The organism is uncultured Azohydromonas sp. (genome assembly GCF_937926365.1).
Taxonomy (GTDB): Bacteria; Pseudomonadota; Gammaproteobacteria; order Burkholderiales; family Burkholderiaceae_C; genus Azohydromonas.
In genome coordinates this window covers 37,196-56,946 of record NZ_CALAOH010000128.1, presented here as the reverse complement: position 1 = coordinate 56,946, position 19,751 = coordinate 37,196, and the positions used below count along the sequence as shown (strand labels likewise).

Here is a 19,751-nt window from a genome sequence, read left to right as displayed (position 1 = left end):
TGCAAGGGTGGCGTCATGAGCATTTACACCGGCACCCTGGCGTGGCGCGGCGACACCCGGTGGATCTCTTCCTTCATCGTCGCCGCGCTGGTCCTGTTACCCGTGCTGGTCGGCGACCGCCAGGGCTTCGAGGGCGACGGCCTGGCTGTCCTCTTCGGCATGAACCAGTTCGAGGCCCTGGGGCGTGCCGGCGTCTACCGCTACCACTGGCAGCCGCTGTCCTATGAGCTGGCGGCGGCGCTGCAGCCGCTGTTCGACCGGCCCTTCGCGCAGAGCTACGTGGCGCAGGCCTTCGGCGGCGCCGGGCTGGCCCTGCTGTACCTGCTGCTGGCGCGCATCCTGCGCAACGTCCCCTACGCGCGTGCCCTGGCGCTGGTGCTGACGCTGTGCCTCCCCGAGCTCTGGATCACCACGCTCTACCTCAACACCTCCGCGCTGGCGCTGCCCTTCATCACCGGCGCGCTGCTGCTGGTGCACCGGGCTTGCGCTCCCGGCGCCCCGGTGCGCGGCATGGTGCCGGCGGGCATGGTGCTGGGCGCCGGCTGCCTGTTCCGGCTCGACTTCCTGGCGCTGGTCCCGGCGGTGCTGGTGCTGCCCTGGCTGTGGGCGGAACAGGCCCGGATGCAGCGCCTGCTGGCCTTCATCGCCGGCGGGCTGGCTACCGCGGCCCTGTTCCTGATCTGGCAGCCGCATTTCATCGCCGACGCGGCGGCGATCCTGCACCGCTACGGCGAGGGCGAATTCAGCGTGACGCTGGACTATCGCCTGAAGATCGTCCTGTTCTCGATGGGACCGGCCCTGCTCATCTTCCCGCTGCTGTGGTGGGCCTCGTGTCCCGGGGAGTCTGGCGGCGGCCGGGCGCCAGCCCAGTGGAATCGCGCCTGGCTGCTGTATCTCGCCGCCCTGGCGCCGACGCTGGCCCCGCTGGGCAACCTCTACTCCGGCAAGTACCTGTTGCCCTTCTTCCTTGGCCTGACCGTGCTGGTGGCGCACGCGGTGGCGCGCAATTTCGGCGCGCTCAAGGGCGTGTCGCCGCAGCGGCTCGCGCACTTGCGCCTGCAGCGGGGCGCCATGCTGTCCGCCGCCCTGCTCGCCGCCCTGGTGCTGGTCGGCATGCCCGCACCGGAGGCCCTGAAGCAGCGCCCGCTGACGGCCTGGGCGCTGGAGCCCATGGTGGTGGGCACGCATGACGGCGCCCGGCCGGCCGGCGCGTACCTGGGTTTCCTGCACCAGCTGCGCCAGTTCGAGGTCCCTCAACCCAGCGTGCGCTTCTACAAGGAGCTTTCCGACGTGGTGAACCTCTGCCGGACCGACGTCACGGTGCTGATGTCGCCCGTGCCGAAGTACGGCCACAACGAATGGAGCTGGGGCTGGCTGCCGGTGTACCTGATGCAGCAGGGTTGGGAGCTGAGCGAGTACCAGGCCGGCCGGCAGGCCCTGCTCGAACATCCCGAGTCAGGGCGCCAGGTGCGCATCCTCAGCAGCGACCAGCGCGCTCTCGCGGATACGGCCACGCTGGACCAGGCCGGGATCGGCCAGCGCGAGGACTACCTGTTCTGGTCGGACGCCCTGCGCTGGATCCGCGATCCCGCCACGCGGGCCGTGTGCCTGAGAACGCAATAAGCCTGGAAGGGCTGGGATTCCAGCTTTTTCGTTAGCGCTGGAATAAACACCCGTTCGGGCCAGGCTCGTCGAAGCCCCTGCGCCGATAACCGGGCGCCTGCCCTTCGACCGAATCGAGAGGTGGGCGGGAATACCGCCCAAGCCCAAAAGAATTTGAATCAGAAAAGCTCTTCAGGCACCGGCATTTCCTGATTCGGGCCCACGATTTTCCGCCCCGCGATCCGGACCACCCGCGCCGGAATACCGACCACGGTGGCGTCGTCCGGCACGTCCTTCACCACAACCGCATTGGCACCGATGCGCGCGCGGTTGCCGATACGGATCGGGCCGATGATCTTGGCGCCGGCGCCAATCTGCACGTCGTCCCCGATCGTGGCGCCGCCGCCCGCGCCGCCGGCAATCGTGACCTGGTGCCGAATCTTGCACCGCGCCCCGATTTTCACCCGCTTGCCCATCATGATTCCCTGCCGATGCCCGAAGGTCACGCCGGGCCCGATCTGCACTTGGTAGGGAATGGACGAGTGGAAAAAGAAGCGGATCATCAACTCGACCACCTTGGGCAGCACCGGCACCTTTTTCCGGTACAGGTAATGCGACAGGTAATACAGCTTTTCCATACCGGCCTCAAAACGTTGAAACCGCCCCGGCTCAGCGTGCAGGCTGGATCTTGAGGGAGCCCGCGCCGGAAGCGGCTGCCGCGTCCAGCCAGCCGGGCGGCAAGGTGCCCTCGCCCACCAACCCCGCCAGTTGCCGGATGCTGGGTTCGTAGTAAGCCTGCAGTTTCTGGCGCATGGCGATCGGCATCGCGGCATAGCCCTGCTGTGCCTGGTTGAAGCGCTTGTACAAGGACACCAGCACGCGCTTGAGCCCGGGACGGGCGCGCAGCACCGGCTCCATCATCTGGTTGAGCTTCAGCGCGCAGCGATGCAAGCCCGCGTGTCGGCTGGAAAAGGTCACGTTGGCCGCCTGGAAGGTATAAGCATCGAAATGATGCGGATCGATGGCCAGGAAGCCGCAGAGTTTCTGCATGAAGGCCCGCTCGTCCTGCTGCAAATCCTCGTAGAACATGATCTTGATGCAGGACGCGGGAAAGCGCTGCAGGAACGGCTCCAGGTGTGGCGCGTAGCGCCCATAGTCCAGCACCTGCAGGAACCAGCGCCCGATACCCAGCGACTCGGCCGGCACGCCGCGGTCGAATTGCAGGCAGCGCTCCACATAATCCTCAAAGCTCAAGTCCTGCGGCAGTTCCAGCCGGGCCTTGTGGAAATTGAAGGATGAATAAATGCGGTCCACCGGATGGCGCAGGATGAACAGCAGTTTCACTTCTTGCAGCATGGCCCGCATACGGGGCGCCACTACGCTGGATTCACCCAGATAACCTGGCGACGCTTCCATCACCACCCGGGCGCCCTCGGCCTTGCAGTGCGCAAAATGGGCCGCATAAGCCTCGGCGCTGCGCGCAAGGTCGGCGCAATCGTCGTGGCGGAAAAAATCGGTTTCCTTGACCCTGGAGCCGCAAACCTCCGGATGCGAGAGCAGATAGGTGAATACCGAGGTGGTACCGGCTTTCTCGGTACCGCCGATGATGAAATTGGGCAGTGTCATGGATGCTCCGGTCACGATCTGCGAATGAAAGACGGCGCGGGCCGCGCGGCCCAGGGCCTCAGTAGCGGTTGACCCGGTCCTGGCTCATGGCTTCCCTGGCGCGCAGCGCCAGGGCCTGGATGCCCGCCATGCGCCGCGTGCCCGCCAGGTGCATGCCGGTCATGCGGGCCCAGTCGGTCCACTTCAGCGCGGCCAGGGTCCAGGCCGGTGGATCGGCGTCGCCCAGGGTCTGCGCCGGGTAGCCGCTCTCGTGGAGCATGCGGCCCGCCACCGCTTCGAGCCGGGCGATCTGGCGCGCATCGAAATAGCTGCGCCAGCGCTGCGAGTTGGGCACCATCGCGCCCGCGCCGGCCCGCTCCGAATTCGGATCGAAATAGCGCATGCGGGACTTCAGCACCTCGGCCGCGAAAGGCAACTCCAGGAAGCCGCAGACCCGGCGCATCCAGTGCTCGGGGTCGGCGGTCAGGTCCTCGTAGCGCAGTTCCAGGTAGCGGGCCGGGCCCAGCAGCAGGCCCTGCTGCCGCCCGGTGGCCACGGCCTTCTTCCAGCGCCACACGGAGCGCAGCGGCGAGAGCTTCCAGCGGCGGTGAAAGGACTGCGCGCAATCGCGCCCGTCGCGCACCACGTGCACGAAACGGGCCGCGGGAAAGGCGTGCGCCAGCAGCGACAGGTGCTGCACGTACATCGGCGTCTTGTCGCCCCAGCGCTGCTTGCCCTCGCGCCGGGCCATGTGCAGGTAGAGCGCGGCGATGGCGTCGGGCGCGTTGCGCGCGCCCTGGTATTCCTGCTCGTCCAGCACGACCGCCTGGTCGCCGTTCTCGCGCCAGAAGGCCTTGCTGCGCCGCAGTTCGTCCACCAAGCCGCGGCGGTCCTCGGCCGTCAGCGGCGCCGACACACCGTAGCGCTGCAGCAACCCGGGCAGGACGCGCGTCTCGCGCGGCAGCATGTACAAGGCCGGGTGGTTGCCCAGCGCGTCGGCCAGCATGGTGGTGCCCGAGCCGTTGACACCCACCACGAAAACCGGACCTGCATCGAAACTCATGTCAACCCCTTGCGATCGATGTGAACCAGCGCGTGCAGCCAGGAGGCCAGCCGGCCCTTGCGGCCCTTGAAGAAACCCGACATGAGCTGGAACTCGCTCTCGCGCAGGGGCTTGCACAGGACCATGGCCGCCACGGTGAAAAGGCCCAGCATGGCCAGCGCCACCCACGGCCCCAGCGCGGCATGCAGCGCCGCGGCCAGCAGCACGGCGATGGCCATGCCCGCCGAGATACGTCCCAGCGCCCGCAGGTCATAGGCCAGGTGGATGCCCTGGCGCCGCAGCCACCAGGTGGCGAAGACGTTCTTGAAGCCATGCGTGATCGCGATACCCGCCGCCACGCCCACGAGGCCATAGCGGCTGCCCAGCACCACGCCCAGCGGCACCAGCAGGAACAGCACGCTCTGCGCCCGCAGCTGCTTGGTGATGCCGTAGAGCTGCATGCACATCGAGATGTTCTGCCCCTGGGTGGTCGCGCCCAGGCCCAGCAGCATCAGGAACATCACCTGGCCCGTATCGGCGAAGCGTCCGCCACTGGCCTGCGCCATCAGCTCGTCGCCACTGACGCCCACCGCCGCCAGCCACACCACCAGCATCATCAGGTTGGCTTTCCACAGCAGCTCCAGCGCGCCGATCACGGTGGCGTGCTCGCCCTGCGCATGCCGTGCGGCCAGCACCGGCCGCACGACGCTGCCCAGCACCTGTGCCGGCATGTAGCGCCCCACCATCAGCAACAGCTGCTGCAGGAAGGCGAACATGCCCGCGGCCTCCAGGCCCAGGGTGCGGACCACCAGCAGCCGCAGCGCCCCGATGCTGGCCGTGGCCTGCAGCAGGTTCACGCCCGTCATGTGCCAGGAAAAGGAGAACACTTCCTTGAATTCCAGCGCTGCCGAGGCGCCTTCCGGGATCTCCCGCAGCTTGGCGTACAGCACCGCCAGCGATGCCAACAGGAACAGCAGCGCGATGCCGGCGTCGAGCAGCAGCAGCAGCCCCAACTCCAGGCGGCCCGACAGCAGCAGCGTGGCCACGCCCAGCATGCGCAGCAGCGGCATCGCGGCGTGCAGCAACTGCGACCACTTCTGCTCCAGCAGCGACTCCAGCAGCTCGCTCACGAAACGGAAGGCCGGCACGCTGCAGATGACGGCGATGGCCCCCGCCACCGCCAGGGCGTGGCCCAGCTCCTGCCGCTGCACCCCCAGGAACTCCAGCACCGCGGGCCACAGCAGCGCCAGTGCCGCGGCCCAGCCGCCCAGCAGCAGCAGGCGCGCGAGCACCACGCCGCGCACGAAGGGCAGCACGGCCTGGCGCGAGCCGGTCTGCGCCAGCATCGGCAGGTAGCGGCGGCTGGCTTCGAGCAGGCCGAAGGAGCTCAGCGGCACCATCAGCTCGACCATGCCCCACACGGCCATGTAGGCGCCGTAGTCGCGCGCGGACAGCACGCGCACCAGCAGCAGCGTCAGCAGCAGGAAGGTCAGCGCCTGGGCGCCACGCCCGACGATGAAGAACAGCAGGGCCTTGCGGATCCGCGCGGCGGAATAGCGGCCTTCGTGATGCTCGGACGGCGCCATCAGCTCCGCGCCTCGTGGGCCACCAGGCGCCGGTACTGCGCATCCACCAGCTGCGCGATGGCCTCGTAGGTGCGGTGCGCCCGAACCCAGTCGGGGCCGCGCGCGGCCAGCGCCTGGGCCTGCTGCGGCTCATCCAGCAGGCGGCAGATCTCGGCGGCAAAGGCTTCCTCGTCCCAGGCCACGCAGCGGCCGGCGCCGCTTTGCTGCATCACCAGCGACTGCTCGGGATGCTCGTTGGCCACCACGCACTTGGCCATGGCCAGGTACTCGATGAGCTTGGTCGGCGAGGTGGACTCCAGCACCGGGATGGGCCTGAAGGGCGAGATGCACACGTCGGCCCGCTCCACCCAGCGCCAGGCTTCCTCCATGGGCAGGAAGCCGGTAATGGTGACGGCGTCCTGCAGGCCCAGCCGGGCGACCTCGGCCTCCAGCGCCTGCCGGTCCGCGGCGGTCTGCCCCTCGCCCACGAAGGCCAGGGTGGCGCGCGGGTAGCGGCGCCGCACCAGCTGCAGCACGCGCAGCAGGAATTCGGGGCTGCGGATGCGCAGGATGATGCCCAGGTGCAGCAGCAGCGGCGCCTCGCGCGAGGGCGGGCGTGCGTCCGCGGCCTGGCCCACCTTGTCGGCGCGGATGCCCATGGGCACCGGCGTCACGCGCGCGGCGTCGATGCCGTGCGCCACCACGTCGCGCTTCATGCGCTCGCTCTGCACGAACACGTGATCCGCCGCCGGCAGGATGGCGCCGTAGAGCGAGGCCTGCATCAGCCGGCCCTTCAGGCGCAGCAGCCAGCGATGGCGCGCCTGCGGGTTCTGCGCCAGCTGCAGCTTGGATTCGGCCAGCGGATAGGACATCCAGAACACGAAGCGGGCCCGGGTCAGCCGGGCGGCCAGCGCCGCCACCAGTCCGGCGAAGAATTTGTCCCGGACCTGGATGACGTGGTAGTTGCCCCGCCGCGCCAGCCACAGGATGCGCAAGTCGTTGAGCACGCCCTTGAGATTGCGGGTGACGCGGCCGAGCAGCCCTTCACCGCCCGCATTGCCGGCCAGGAACACCCGGCTGCCGAGCCAGCGGGTCTCGGCGCCCAGCTCCGGGCTCGGCTGCTGCACGTCCATCACCCAGTCGATGGTGTAGCCCCGGGACACGAGCTGGCGGGCGAACAGCTCGACCACATCGACCCGGAAGGGAGGAAAGGTGTCTTCCGTGATGTAGAGCAGCTTCAGCATGGTTTCAGCGATAGCCCAGGGCCGCGTTCATGCGGCCGCCACGGCCGTCGAAATAGGACAGCTCGGCGGGCTGCAGGTCATGGCGCCAGCGCTCGTCGAGCTTGATGCCCTTGCCCGGCGCGAAGCGGGTGGCGTTGCCATTGACCATGTGGCGCACGACGCCGTCGAGTTGGAGCATGGACTCCTGGAAGCGCAGCCCCACGAAGTTGCACAGCGTCTCGCCCGCCCGCTGCGGCGCGCTGGCGATGTCCTCGTACTTGAGCTGCATGCGCGCCTCGGCCGGAACATGCTTCTCCAGCAGGGCCAGCGCCCGCCCGTAGTAGCTCAGCCAGCCGCGCACGCTTTCCTCCCGGTCGCGCCCGCTGCTGCGCCGCGACAGGTAGACGCCCCGCCCGTCCCGGGTCACGAGCAGGATGCGCACGGTGTCCGGATCCCGCTGGTAAAGCTCCACCGCCTCCCGGACGTTCTTGGACGAGTCGATCACCACTTCCTTGTCCCAGGCGGCGGCCACGGCCTCGTACAGCCTCATCTTGTTCACCAGGGCCTGCTCATAGGCCGGCGGCACCGGGCAGTGCGGGCGCACGCCTTCGGGCAGCAAATCCCGCAGCGCCATCCAGCTCTTGCGCATGCGCACCGCGGCTAGAAAGCCGCGCGTCTGATGCGCCTGATCCACGTAGGTCCAGGCCACGGCGTCCCACAGCCGGAAACGGTATGGCTGCTGCGGATCGAAGCCCCAGGGCGCGAGCCGCTTGAACACCGCCTGCCAATCCGGGCAATCCCGCACCAGCGCCCCGCAGGAGCAGCGCTCGCCAACGCGGATGGCCTTGGCCAGGAAATTGACCTCGCCCAGCGAGGTGGCCTGGGGATGTCCGCCCAGGAACATGTCCGTCAGCGTCGAACCACAGCGCGCTGCCGAACAGACGTAAAGCACCTTCATCGCCTTGCCTCAAAAACAGTATCCGAACTGTTCGATATCCCGCGCATAAATTTGCGCCACCCGCCGGCGACTGGCGTCGGAGTAATAGTCTCTGTAGGAAAGTCGCCGGCTGGCATTGACCAGCGGCAATTCGCAGCGGCAGCCCAGTTGGTCGGCCACGTACTGGAAATCGTCCGCCAAGCGCTCGAAGCGGCCCACGAAATCCATGCAGACATGGCCCTGCCCGTTCACCACGAATTCCCACTGCGGGACGAAGTGAATTTGGGTGTAGACGTTACGCGGATCCAACCACTGGAGCACGAACTCGTCGAAAGACGGGTACTGGCTCAGTACGGAACGCCCCCAAGCCGTATCGCGCTCATTGCCGCCGCCCTGCGACAGGTAGGTATAGGCGGAGACGATGCGGTCCCAGGGGTTGCGCACGAAGGTGAATTTGAAATATTCGTCAAACGCCTGGGAACCGAACAGGGCGCGGTAGGCGCGTGCCGTCAGATGTCCGCCTCCCTTGCAATCGAACAAGGCCGTGCACAGCGAAATTCCAGCGGTCTTGGGGATGTGCACGAAAATGCAGCGATTCTCATCGAACGGGGTCAGGCAATAGTCTTCTGCATCCGGCATCGTGCGCAGGCGGCGCAACGGGCCATTGGGTTTGTAAGCTCTCAGCAGTTGCCTGTACCCCCAGGGCACCGAGCGGCGGTAAATGGACTGGATGACTGCATGCATCTGTACTCCTGGCAATTGACAAGCCCGTTCCATTCCCACCCGGTCACGCATAGCCCCAGCGAATCAGGGTATCCCGCTGAAGTGCCGTGACGCTTTCACGGTCCGCCGCGGACCATTTGCGTCGCCATGAAGCATCCACCGGCTTGATGGACAGGGAAGCGATGAAATCCTCGTACTCTCGATCGGCATAAGCCTGCACGCCCATGAAGCGCAGCAGCTTGCGCAATTCGCCATGGGGATCGGCCAGCAATTGCTCGTAATGCAGGGTGTGCTTCGACGAGGCTTCGATGGTTTGCAGCCCCCGCTCGATCTGGTGCATCCCCTCGACCCAGTTGCGGGCCGCGATATGCAACTCGCTGACCCCCTCGGCCTTGAGCTCGCGCGGCGTCTTGCCGGCCCAGAACAACTGGTGGTCCGCCCACCAGCCCACCCGCACCAGCGAATCGGCGACGCTGCGGCCGTCCCGCACCAAGTGCACGAATTTGCAGCGCGGAAAAGCCTGGCGCAGCACCGCCACGCGCCGGTTATTGGCCGTGCGCTTGCACACCACCACGTCGCCGCCGCCCCGTTGCAGTACCGACTCGAAGGTATTTCTCAGCCTGCCGAGGCCGGGTTCCTCCAGCACGAAATCATGCGCCGGCGTGGGGGGGATGCCGGCGCGCTCGAACACGCTCTCGGCTTCCGCGGGCGCGGGTATCCAGAATTGAGACCATCCGCGCCGACCTTCGAAATAGGCGTTGCCCTGTCCACCGAACCAAGCCTTGCGCTTGAGCGCCAGCGAATGGCGTGGAATCCGGTGCATCAAGGCCAGACCGGGCAGCGCCGGCAGACGGCTCTGATAGTTGCTCAAATAACCGACCGCGGGATGCGCCGCCAGCAATTTGTACAGCAACGTGGTCCCGGAACGGCCGGAACCCAGAATGAAGACCACCTTGTCATCCATGCAGATACCTCGGAGTCGGACGCTTGCCTGCCAAATCCGTTTTCGTGTTGTTTTCGAAATTCTCATTCGGCGTGTGGGCTGGGCCTGTCGCACGAATCAGGTGGCCCAGCCGGACGACGCGCCACCAGTAGGCTGAATAGCCGAGCATGAACACCATGAGAAATTGCGAGGGGGCCGCGCGCAGCGCGAAGTTGCTGTACGGCAGGGTGATGGCATAAATCACCAGCCCAGCCGCGGCAGCCTCCAGCAAGGCTTTGTGCTCCACCGGCACCAGGGGCGATCGTGCACTGCTGGCGCAATTCATGCCGGCCAGCAGCAGCGCGGCCATCAACAGCAAATGCCCAATGACGCCGGTTTCCCACAACAGAATATTGGTGCCAGTCATGTCAAGGGAGTATGGAAACTGCCGCACCAACTCGCCCATGCCGACGGAGGAAATCTGCGTGGCCCCGATGCCATAGCCGAGCAGGGCGTGGAAAGGGTCGCCGTAGCGCACGCTGCGCTGCCACCAGTCCGCCATGCGCGCCGCCCGACTGACCACCACACCAGCACCTTCGGAGCGGATGTGCATCTGCTCCGGATTGAGCTGGTTCTGCACCGCCTCCAGCGGCGACGTGGGCATCTTGCCGGACAGCGTCATGCCGCGATTGGCATAGAAAGTGTTCTCGTAGACCAGGATCAGCGTGCCCATCAAGGCGACGGAAATCAGGACAGCGCCCAGGGTCAGCATCGGCCGCTGCAGCAGCTCGCGGTAATACACCAGGGCAAATACCAGCGGCACCAGCAATACCGCGGCCTTGACCTCGGACAGGGCCAGGGAGCCGAGAATGGACAGCAGTATCAGCACCGCCAGGCCCCGGTGAATCTGGCGGGTCCGCCACAGCGACAGCACGGCCGCCATGGCGATCAGCAGAAAAATACCCATGCCATGGCTGGCCCCGCCGCCTTCCATATTGCCGGGGAAGGTACCGACCACCGCATCCCAGGGCGAAAGGCGGCTGGAAGCCTTGGCCACCACCAGATATTGGTACAAGGCCACCGGCAACTGGATCACCGCACAAATCAGCAAGGCTTTCCAAGCCAGCGCCATGTCGCGCGGCCCCAGCATGCCGACCGCCAGGGCCAGGGCTACGGACCAGAAAGCGAAATAGGCCCGCGACGCCACCGCCACCTCGCCCACCATCGGCGAGCTCAGCGCCGTGCTGCACACCGCCACCACCAGGAACATGGCGAGAATGAACAGCCACAGCGGCCAGCCCGCATCCAAGCTGGGCTTTTTGGGCTTGAGCACGAAGGCCGCCAGCGGCACATATAAGGCCAGTGTCAGCAGGGGCGGAATCCAGCGCGCGGAATCCAGCTTGCCGAAATACATCACTGGCCCCACGAGCAGCATCGACACGACCAATATGGACCAGAAGGCCAGCCGCGCGGGAATGACGAACAGCACCAGCAGGCCGATCAGGCCCACGAAGGGGGCCAACAGGGCCGGGCGCCCCAGGGCCGCCGCCATGCCCATCAGCACGGCGAAGCCCAAGCCAAGAATCAACAGCGGCAAGGAACCGCGGGATGGACTGGAATTCATAGTGCCGCCGTTTTTGAATTTGCCGAGGGGCTGGAGACGCTGCCCATCACCCGTTGGCGCATGGACGTGTCCAGGCTGGCGACAAGCGCTCGCACGAATTCTTCATGGCGCCTGAAGGCGGCCTCGGAGTTACGGTCCAAACTGGAAACCCGCACCAGAATGCCGTCTGGAATCAAGCCGCGCACGCCATAGCGCAATTGGGCCAGTTTCATCCCGGTGCCCGAAGTGACGGCCTGGTCGCCGACCACGATCCAGTAGGTAATGGGTTCGTGCCGGCTGCCCATGCGGGCCCGCAGGCGGCGCACCGGCAAGTCCTGCCCGTCCACTTCCATGGTGCCGACCCGGTTGAAGACAATCTCAAGGCCCTGGGCGGGATAACAGATTTCCGGCTTGTGCGCGGTCGTGCCGTCGGACTGGTCGCCGCCATAAGCCATGGACAGCATGATGTGCCGTCCCTGCTGGTCCACATAAGTCCGCGACAACACCTGGTTGTAGATCCGGTCCAGCTTGGCCTGGACTTCTGGCGAAGGCAGGACCACCGGCAAACTGTCATCCACCCGCCACTCGCCAAAATGCCTGGGAATGCTCGATTCCAGGCTACCCAGCGGCGAGGTATCCGCCACCTTGATGGACGGGCGCAACGCATACGCCAGCCACGACGCCAGTGCCATCGCCAGGAAAACCAGCAGCATCCGCAGGTGCAGGGATGAGGTTTTCATGAAACCGCCCTCTTCCGTTCGGGAAACAACCGGCCCAGCGGATAATCCACCAGCAACATCAGCGTCAGCGCCACCAGGAACAGCAGGATGCCGGCAAACCCGTGCACAAATCCCTGCCCGGCGGCATCGCCAAAATGGTAGGTCACCAGCACCAGCACCATGACCCGGATGACGTTGGCGCAAAATGAAATCGGCACGATGCACACGGCCAGGGCCACGTTGCGCGCCACGGACTTGTAATTCATGAGGTTCATGTACAACAGGCCAAGCGCTTCAAGCGTGAACATCGAATTCAGCCCGGCACAGGCATCGGCCACGAACAGCTGGTATTGCCCGATATTGAGCATGGCACCCGTGCGCGCAACGGGATAACCCATGCCATACAACACGGCCTCCGCCACCGTGGAAACCGCCGTTTTCAAGGGTGCCGTCAGCGCCGCCACCAGGGCATTGGGCAACGGCGCCATGAACAGCAGGAAAAACAGCGGGAACCAGAGCAGCTTGACGGCGGCCCAGCCGCGGAACATCAGCAGCAGGCCGATCCAGAGAAATATCTGGGACCCGACCTCGAAGGCGATGACCGACTGGGAGCGGCCGAACACGTAAAGCAGCAGCGCGAACAGGAAGATCGGCGTGCCGAGCCAGGGCCTGGGCGTGGCGGGCAGCGCCATGAGCTCGTGCCGCTTCCTGTAGGCCAGCCAGTAGCTGACCGCCAGGATGATCGGCCCGTGTCCCTGCTCGTCAGAGGCCCAGGTGGTGTGCGAGAGGTCGTAGAACGTCGGCAGGTAGAGCAGGCCGAATCCCAGGCCCAGCAGCCAGACGGGCCAGGCCGACACCGGCCAGGCGGGTTGAAACAGACCGGCGGCTCTCATGCTGTGTGTCCACGCCTCAAGGTCCGGTACTCAGTACTCGTTCATCACCACGCCGCACTGGCGCACGGGCACGCTGCGCAGGGCCGTGGTCAGGTCCTGCAGCGCGGTGGCCCGGCTGCGCCCCGCGCGCACCATCGTCAGCACACCGTCACAGCGGGCCGCGATGACGGGCGCGTCCGTGCCGTGGACGTAGGCCGGCGTATCGACCACCACGTAGTCGAACTTGGAGCACAGCTCGCGCATCAGCAGCCCGAAGGCCGGCCGCTCGACCAGTTCCAGCGGGTTCGGCGGCACCGCCCCCACCGGCAGCAGGTAGAGACTGGGCAGTTCTTCCACCGGCCGGATCACGTTGATCAGCGTGCGGCCCGACAGCACGCCCGACAGGCCGACCGTGTTGTCCACGCAGAAGACCTCGTGCTGGCGCGGGTTGCGCATGTCCGCGTCGATCAGCAGCGTGCGGCCGCCGAGTTGGGAGAAGGCAATGGCCAGGTTGGCGGAGAAGTAGGTCTTGCCATCCCCGGTGTCGGGACTGACCACCGCCAGCGAGCGCGCGCCGGTCTCCTCGGTGAACAACTGCATCATCAGCTGGCTGCGGATCGCCCTGAAGGCTTCGGACCGGAACGAGAACGGGTCCCGCGCGGTCACCAGCTCGCTGCTGAGCAGGCTCTTGGAGTTGGCCGGATACGGGTAGTGGAACTGCTGCGACAGCGCCCACAGCACGTCGTTGCCACTGGCCACGCCCAGCTCGATGGCCGCCTCGCCGAAGCGGATGCCGCGCTCCTTCTGGTGCTGCAGCACCCGCTCGATCTGGTCGTCGCTGAGGTGGTTGGCGGACTTGATGATCTCGCCCAGCGGCCGTTCCTTGCCGGTCTCGCCGTCGTCCACGGCACCGGCCTGGTCGGCCCGGTAGCTGAACGAGGTTCCGGAGGTCCCGTCGCGCAAGGTGGAGCTGGGGATGCGATGGAGTTCCATTAGGCCGCCTTTCCTTGATAGCCCACCAGCCGCGTCTGCATCGACGCGCCGCGCCGGGTACCGAACAGCCAAGTCTTGCGGTCGGGCTTGGGCAGATAACCGATGACGTGCAGATCGGCGAGCTGGGCCACGTCGTTGGGTGAGCGCACGCGGCGGTTCATGAACTCCAGCATCAGCGCCACGCCGACGGCCAGGATCGAGCCGAGGAACACGGCCACGATGCCGTTGAGCAGGATCTGCGGCGAGGACGGCTCGATGGGCTCGGTGGCGCGCGAGAACTCGATCAGGTTCGTCATCGTGGCCTGGCTCTCGATGCTGGTGGCGTTCAGGCGCGCCAGCACCGTGTCGTAGGCCTTCTGCGCGTTGTCCACGTCCCTCAGCAGCGAGGACATGCCGTCGCGCTGCGCTTTGAGCTTGAGCACCCGTTCGCGCTGCGTGTCCAGCGCAGCGCGGATCTCGGCCTCACGGGCCTGGTTGATGCGGTTGCTGACGGTGACGCCGCCGGCCACGCGCGCCACCTCGCTGTCGACGCGCGAACGCAAGCTGGCGATGGTGGCCCTGGCCTCCTGCACCTGCGGATGGGCATCGCCCAGGCGGGCCGTGAGCTGGCTCAGCGCCGATTCCTGCCGGGAGAGCTCGCCGCGCAGCTGCGCCACCAGGCCGTTGTTGAGCACGTCCTGCACGCGGTCGCTGGCCACGTTGGCCGCGGCCTGCCGGCTGCTCGACTCGGCAGCTACCGCCTGCACCGCCACCAGTTGCGAGGACAGCTCGTTGAGCCGCGCGGTTTCGACGTCGATGCGCTCGTCGGTGGCGACGATGCCGTTTTCACGCTGGTACGTGGACAGGGCCGTCTGCGCCTTCTCCAGTTGCTGCCTCAGGCTCTTGGCCCGCTCGTCGAAAAAGGCCGCGGATTGCCGCGCCGGATCGACACGCAACTCCAGCGCCGTTTCCAGATAAGCCTTCACGAAGGCATTGGCCGTGGCCGCCGCGAGTTTGCGGTCCGGCGACTTGTAATTGACGACGATGATGTTCGACTGGCCGGGAACCACCTGCAGGTTGATCTGCAACATGTCGCCCAGCCAGGATTCGAACGAACCCACGCCTTGAGTCGCTTCCTGCCATTGCGCACGCAGGTCCGCGTTTTCGTTCAGGCGCATCAACCGGGCCACGCGCTGCGCAACGCGGTCGCTGTTGAGAATTTCCACTTGGCTGGTAATGACCTGGGGCACCAACTGGCTGGCCACGCTCATGCCCACGATCGGGTCGGGCGTGGCCACCTGCACCAATACGGAAGCGCTGCCGGTATAGGTCTTGGGCAATATCAGGCTGATGCCGATGGTCGTCACCAGGGTGGCCAGCAGGACGGCCATCACGACCTTCCACCGCGCCACCAGGATGGCAAAGAATTGGGCAATGGACATGCGGTGACCCTCAGAAAATGCTCTCGCGGACGTACACCACGTCGCCATCGCGCAGTGGCTCATTCATGGCGGGCTGCAATACCTCGATACGGCCATCGGCACCCTTGCGATGCACCTTCAAACCGCGGTCGGTGCCCCGCGGTGTCAACCCACCACCAGCCGCCAGGCCCTGCAACAAGGTCATGCCGCGTTCCACGCGCAGCGGCCCGGGGCGCTGGACCTCGCCGTAGATATAGGCCGTGGGGGCGCGGTCGACGTAAACCACGTCGCCGTCCTGAACCCGGGTTTCAAAAGCCCCCTCCTGCTTGCCCGAGGCAAAGGCGTCGGACAGGCTGATCTGGGTCTTGAACGGACGGCCTTCACGCGTGCCCACCAGGGTCACGATGTCGGAGCCCGTATCCGCCACGCCGCCGGCCACGGCCAGCAGATCGGTCAGGCGCATTTGAGCCATTTCCAGCGGATAACGCCCGGGCCGGTTGACATGGCCCAGGACCGCCGCCTGATTGCCGCGCACCTGCATGATGAGGATGGAAACCTGGGGCTGCTTGACGAAATTGCCGGAACTCAGGCCATTGGCAATGCGCTGCTCCGCCTGGGGCACCGTCAGGCCGCCAATTTTTACGGCACCGATCAGGGGATAGGTGATCATCCCGCTATCCGTGACACGGGTTTCCAGCGTCAGGTCGGGATTTTGAAATACCGAAATTTTGAGCGTGTCGCCAGGGCCAAGCCTGTAATCACCGGCATTGGCGGCGGATGAGGGTGCCGTGGCAACCGGCGCGGGCGCCTGGGCCGCCGCTTGGCGCGCGGCATTAGGCTGGGATTGCGCCATGCCGGCCATGGACCATCCGACCAATGCGACGGAGATGCCAAGACGTACGAAACGCGCAGAGGAATTCATTTGTTCACCCCCATTCCTTGGTCAACTGAAGAATTACCCGACGCAGCGGCCGGGGTGTTTTGCCCGTCGGGCTCGCCGGGCCCGTTCACCGGTTTCGCGGTGGCCGCAGCGGTCGGTGGGGCTTCCGCAAACTTGCCGACATACTCGATCTTGGCCGCCGTGCGCAAATCCTTGATGTCGCGCTCGACCATTTCTCGCTTGCGCTGCGCCGTCAGGAACTGCTCGATGGCGGGCTTGGCTTTTTCCAGCGGAACCGGCTGGGGCTGCGACTTGACCAGCGCGATGACGATGGCGCCGGATTCGGTCGGGACGAAACGTGCTTGGCCGTCGGTCATGGCCGCAAAATCGTTCAGACGCTCCAGCGGAATCTGCTCCGCCGCTCTGACCGTCCGGTTCTGGACGTGCCTGATATTGCTGGTCCGCAGGTAGTCGGTGAAGGCGTCGATATCCTTGGCGGCCGAAAGCCGCTTGCCCAACTCCGGCAATTGATCCTTCGGCACTTCTATATTGATCTCCTGCAGTTGGTAGATGCGCCGCTCCCGGAAGAGTGCGGGTTTCTCGTTGTAGAATCGCTCGACCTCGGCGGAGGTTGGCTGCAGCGCCGCCTCGGACACGCGTTCCATATAGGCGCGTGCCAGCACATCCCTTTTCGCCGCCTCCAGGGCCTGCAGCACGGCAGGCTGGCGGTCGATCTTGAGATCCAGCGCCTTCTGAACGGCAAGCTCCTGGTCGATCAAACGCGCCAGAGCCTGCCGGCTCGCCGCCTCGACTTCCTCCTGCCGTACTTCTCGCTGTTGCAGCAAGAAATTCACTTGGTGGACGGAAATTTCGCTCTCATTGACACGGGCGGCCACCTGCGAAGCCGACTTGGCCTTTTGCTCGCCACAGGCGCTCAAAAGGCCCAGCGCCATGACCGCGGCCACCCCGACGCGCAGGATATTCCCGCAGGTACTGGGAGCGGTTAACGGCGCCATGTGCCGTTCAATCCTTGTAGATAGCGGCATGGGCGTTACCAATAGTTTGAATGTTCAAAACTGCAAGTCCTGCCGGAACACTTCCGAAGGCCCGCAGTAAACCGCCATCGGCGGGGCGTAGACAGCCCCATGAACACGGGTACTAACGAGAACAGGGGTAACCCGTAGGAATTTTGCTCCCCTACTTCGGTAGCGATTCCAGCATCCCGGAATGCTAAGGTTTGATAAGCAGGAGCCCAAACGCTGCTAAATGTGCACGAGGTAAATGTTTGAAACGTTACTTCCATGCCGGCAGCGCGGCTTTAGAGCCAAGCAAGACGGACGCCAGCCCAGAACGGCGTCCGGTCTCCAGGACTTTTGAAGTGGCAATTGAAGTGGCAATAAAACCGGAGCTCTTCGTTGAATGAAAGTGCTGCACATCATCAATGGAGAGTATTACGCGGGTGCTGAAAAGGTTCAGGACCTGCTGGCCCTCGGCCTGACCGAGTTGGGCCATGAAATCAGTTTTGTCTGTTTCAAGCCGGACAAATTTCCCTCATTGCGCACCGGGCAGGAAATCAGCCTGCACAAGATGCCGATGCGGCACCGATTTGATTTCGGCTGCGCACGCCGCGTGGCCGCGTTGGTGCGCGACGGGGGTTTCAAACTGCTGCATTCGCATTCGCCGCGCGGCGCCATGATCGGCCGCGTCGCCAGCCTGCTCGCGGGTGTGCCGATGGTCCACCATGTGCACAGCCCGGCGGCCCGCGATACTGAGGCACCCTTGATGAATCGCGTGAATTCCGTGGTGGAGCGCTGGAGCGCTGGCTCCATCCAGGCGCTGATTCCGGTATCACGGAGCCTCGAGCGCTATCTGGTACAGCAGGGATTTTCGGCCGAACGCATATTCACCGTGCCCAATGGCGTGCCCACGCCCGGCCCTTTGCCCGGGCGCTCCAGTCCGCAAGGCACCTGGCATATAGGGACGGTGGCGTTGTTCAGGCCGCGCAAGGGTATCGAAATACTGCTGCGGGCTGCGTCGCTATTGCTTCGTTCCGGTCGAGACCTGCGCATCGTCGCCGTGGGAGGTTTTGAAACGCCGGCCTATGAAACCGAGATCAAGGCGTTGGCCCATAACCTGGGCCTGGACGGGCACGTGATCTGGACCGGTTTCACCCGGGACGTGGATACCGCGCTTCGCGGGCTGGACGTGATGGTATTGCCCAGCCTTTATGGCGAGGGCATGCCCATGGCCGTGCTGGAAGCCATGGCAACCGGCGTCCCGGTCGTGGCCTCCGACGTGGAAGGTATTCCGGAAGTGCTGGAACATGGCCGCACCGGTCTGGTCGTGCCTTCGGGGAATGAGCAGGCACTGGCCGCCGAATTGGGAGCCCTGATGGACGGCCGCCACGACTGGACCCGCATTCGCCAGGACGCCTACCGTCTGCAATGCGAGCGCTATTCCTCGCGCAGCATGGCGCGCGCGGTTTCGGACGTTTACGCACAAGTACTCTCCTAACAGGGAGTCCCAAAAACTTTCACCACCCTGAGAATCAGCAATGATCAAGACCGCAGTATTGGGCCTGGGCAAGATGGGTTTGTCCCACCTCGCCATTGCACGCGCTCATCCGGATATAGACCTGGTGGCGGGCTGTGACTCCTCCACTTACCTGACGGACGTGCTCGCGCAGTATTCCGGCCTCAAATGCTACGGTGATTTCGACCGGCTGCTGAGCGAGGAAAAGCTGGACGCCCTGATTATCGCCACGCCGTCCAAGTTCCACGCCACCATGGTGGAAAAGGCACTGGAGCGGGGTTTGCACGTGTTCTGCGAAAAGCCATTCGTCCTGGATCCGGAGGACGGCTACAGGCTAGCGGAACTGGCGGAGCAGAAAAAGCTGGTCAACCAGGTCGGCTATCACTACCGCTTCGTCGGTGCCTTTCAAGAGGCAGCCCGCATCGTGCGCAGCGGCGCGCTGGGCGAGGTGCACCACGTACGCATCGAGGCCTACGGCCCGGTGGTGTTGCGTCCCAGCGGCTCCACCTGGCGCTCGACCAAGACCGAAGGCGGCGGAGCGCTGTACGACTACGCCTGCCACGCACTGGATCTGATGAATTTCGTGGCGGGCATGCCAGGCGCCGTGAACGGGGTTGTGCGCCACAGCGTGTTCTCGCGCGACGTGGACGACGAGGTGTATGCGCTGTTCCGCTACCCCGGTGGCGCGAGCGCGCAGCTCAGCGTGAATTGGAGTGACGAGAGCCACCGCAAGATGTCCACCGCCATCACGGTCTGGGGCTCGCGCGGGCGCATGAGCGCCGATCGGCAGGAATGCCAGATTTATCTGCGCGAACCGCACGACGCCCTTCCCGGCGCGCCCAAAGGCTGGTCGGTCCGCTACACCACGGATTTGACGCAGGAGGTCTGGTATTACCTGCGCGGCGAGGAGTACTCAGCCCAGGTCGATTACTTCTTACAGAGCATCAAGCTCGGCCGCATCGACGGAGAAAACTCCTTCCGCTCCGCGCTGCAAACCGACCGGCTGGTTTCCATGCTGCTGGAGGCCGAAACCAATCCTGCCCAGCAGCGCGCCGCCGACATGGCGTCCGTTCCCGGGCGCCGGGCTGGATTGTGGTCGCGCCTCATCGGCGAGCGGACCTGATCCCGGTGCC

The 19,751-nt window shown here is 65.5% G+C and carries 18 protein-coding genes; 3 read left to right on the top strand and 15 right to left on the bottom strand.

Features of this window, described 5'->3' with window-relative positions; genetic code table 11:
* Positions 1–15: 15 nt before the first annotated feature.
* Positions 16–1,623: a hypothetical protein gene (locus Q0741_RS13745; RefSeq protein ID WP_298233772.1), complete on the top strand. Its 1,608-nt coding sequence runs from the start codon at positions 16–18 to the stop codon at positions 1,621–1,623.
* 158 nt (positions 1,624–1,781) lie between these two features.
* On the opposite strand, the gene Q0741_RS13740 is transcribed toward Q0741_RS13745, so the two are convergent.
* From Q0741_RS13740 to Q0741_RS13670, 15 genes are all read right to left on the bottom strand, one after another.
* On the bottom strand, positions 1,782–2,240 hold the full coding sequence (locus tag Q0741_RS13740) for a DapH/DapD/GlmU-related protein (protein WP_298233771.1): 459 nt from the start codon (positions 2,238–2,240) through the stop codon (positions 1,782–1,784).
* Positions 2,241–2,271: 31 nt separating this feature from the next.
* Entirely contained in the window at positions 2,272–3,228 is a 957-nt protein-coding gene (locus Q0741_RS13735) for a sulfotransferase (RefSeq protein ID WP_298233770.1), read from the bottom strand.
* 58 nt (positions 3,229–3,286) lie between these two features.
* Positions 3,287–4,270 carry a sulfotransferase gene (locus Q0741_RS13730; protein ID WP_298233769.1) on the bottom strand — a complete coding sequence of 328 codons (984 nt, stop codon included), beginning with the start codon at positions 4,268–4,270 and terminating at the stop codon, positions 3,287–3,289.
* Complete coding sequence (locus Q0741_RS13725) at positions 4,267–5,835, bottom strand: hypothetical protein (protein WP_298233768.1); 1,569 nt, start codon at positions 5,833–5,835, stop codon at positions 4,267–4,269. Before Q0741_RS13725 ends, Q0741_RS13730 begins: the two co-directional genes overlap by 4 nt.
* Complete coding sequence (locus tag Q0741_RS13720) at positions 5,835–7,058, bottom strand: glycosyltransferase (RefSeq protein ID WP_298233767.1); 1,224 nt, start codon at positions 7,056–7,058, stop codon at positions 5,835–5,837. Before Q0741_RS13720 ends, Q0741_RS13725 begins: the two co-directional genes overlap by 1 nt.
* 4 nt (positions 7,059–7,062) lie before the next feature.
* Positions 7,063–7,995 carry a sulfotransferase gene (locus tag Q0741_RS13715; protein WP_298233766.1) on the bottom strand — a complete coding sequence of 311 codons (933 nt, stop codon included), beginning with the start codon at positions 7,993–7,995 and terminating at the stop codon, positions 7,063–7,065.
* A 9-nt stretch (positions 7,996–8,004) separates the two neighbouring features.
* Positions 8,005–8,718 (bottom strand): sulfotransferase family 2 domain-containing protein, encoded by a 714-nt coding sequence (locus Q0741_RS13710; protein ID WP_298233765.1) that lies wholly within the window; start codon positions 8,716–8,718, stop codon positions 8,005–8,007.
* Between the two features lie 43 nt (positions 8,719–8,761).
* Positions 8,762–9,661, bottom strand: a complete 900-nt coding sequence (locus Q0741_RS13705; RefSeq protein WP_298233764.1) for a sulfotransferase — start codon at positions 9,659–9,661, stop codon at positions 8,762–8,764.
* Positions 9,654–11,216 (bottom strand): hypothetical protein, encoded by a 1,563-nt coding sequence (locus tag Q0741_RS13700; protein WP_298233763.1) that lies wholly within the window; start codon positions 11,214–11,216, stop codon positions 9,654–9,656. The genes Q0741_RS13705 and Q0741_RS13700 overlap by 8 nt, the downstream gene beginning before the upstream one ends.
* Positions 11,217–11,239: 23 nt before the next feature.
* A complete protein-coding gene (gene epsI, locus Q0741_RS13695; RefSeq protein WP_298233762.1) occupies positions 11,240–11,962 on the bottom strand; it encodes an exosortase-associated protein EpsI, B-type in 723 nt (240 codons plus the stop codon).
* Positions 11,959–12,798, bottom strand: coding sequence for an exosortase B (gene xrtB, locus Q0741_RS13690; protein ID WP_298233761.1), 840 nt, complete (start codon positions 12,796–12,798; stop codon positions 11,959–11,961). Before xrtB ends, epsI begins: the two co-directional genes overlap by 4 nt.
* A 66-nt stretch (positions 12,799–12,864) precedes the next feature.
* Entirely contained in the window at positions 12,865–13,806 is a 942-nt protein-coding gene (locus tag Q0741_RS13685; RefSeq protein WP_298233760.1) for a polysaccharide biosynthesis tyrosine autokinase, read from the bottom strand.
* Entirely contained in the window at positions 13,806–15,227 is a 1,422-nt protein-coding gene (gene epsF / locus Q0741_RS13680) for a chain length determinant protein EpsF (RefSeq protein WP_298233759.1), read from the bottom strand. The genes Q0741_RS13685 and epsF overlap by 1 nt, the downstream gene beginning before the upstream one ends.
* 10 nt (positions 15,228–15,237) lie before the next feature.
* Positions 15,238–16,128 carry a polysaccharide export protein EpsE gene (gene epsE / locus Q0741_RS13675; protein ID WP_298233758.1) on the bottom strand — a complete coding sequence of 297 codons (891 nt, stop codon included), beginning with the start codon at positions 16,126–16,128 and terminating at the stop codon, positions 15,238–15,240.
* Positions 16,125–17,102 (bottom strand): EpsD family peptidyl-prolyl cis-trans isomerase, encoded by a 978-nt coding sequence (locus Q0741_RS13670; RefSeq protein ID WP_298233757.1) that lies wholly within the window; start codon positions 17,100–17,102, stop codon positions 16,125–16,127. The genes epsE and Q0741_RS13670 overlap by 4 nt, the downstream gene beginning before the upstream one ends.
* A gap of 403 nt (positions 17,103–17,505) precedes the next feature.
* Between Q0741_RS13670 and Q0741_RS13665 the strand changes: the two genes are divergently transcribed.
* Together Q0741_RS13665 and Q0741_RS13660 are read left to right on the top strand one after the other, a co-directional pair.
* Complete coding sequence (locus Q0741_RS13665; RefSeq protein ID WP_298233756.1) at positions 17,506–18,600, top strand: glycosyltransferase; 1,095 nt, start codon at positions 17,506–17,508, stop codon at positions 18,598–18,600.
* A 40-nt stretch (positions 18,601–18,640) separates the two neighbouring features.
* The gene (locus Q0741_RS13660) at positions 18,641–19,741 is read left to right on the top strand and encodes a Gfo/Idh/MocA family oxidoreductase (protein WP_298233755.1); all 1,101 of its coding nucleotides are present in this window, start codon (positions 18,641–18,643) and stop codon (positions 19,739–19,741) included.
* Positions 19,742–19,751: the final 10 nt, after the last annotated feature.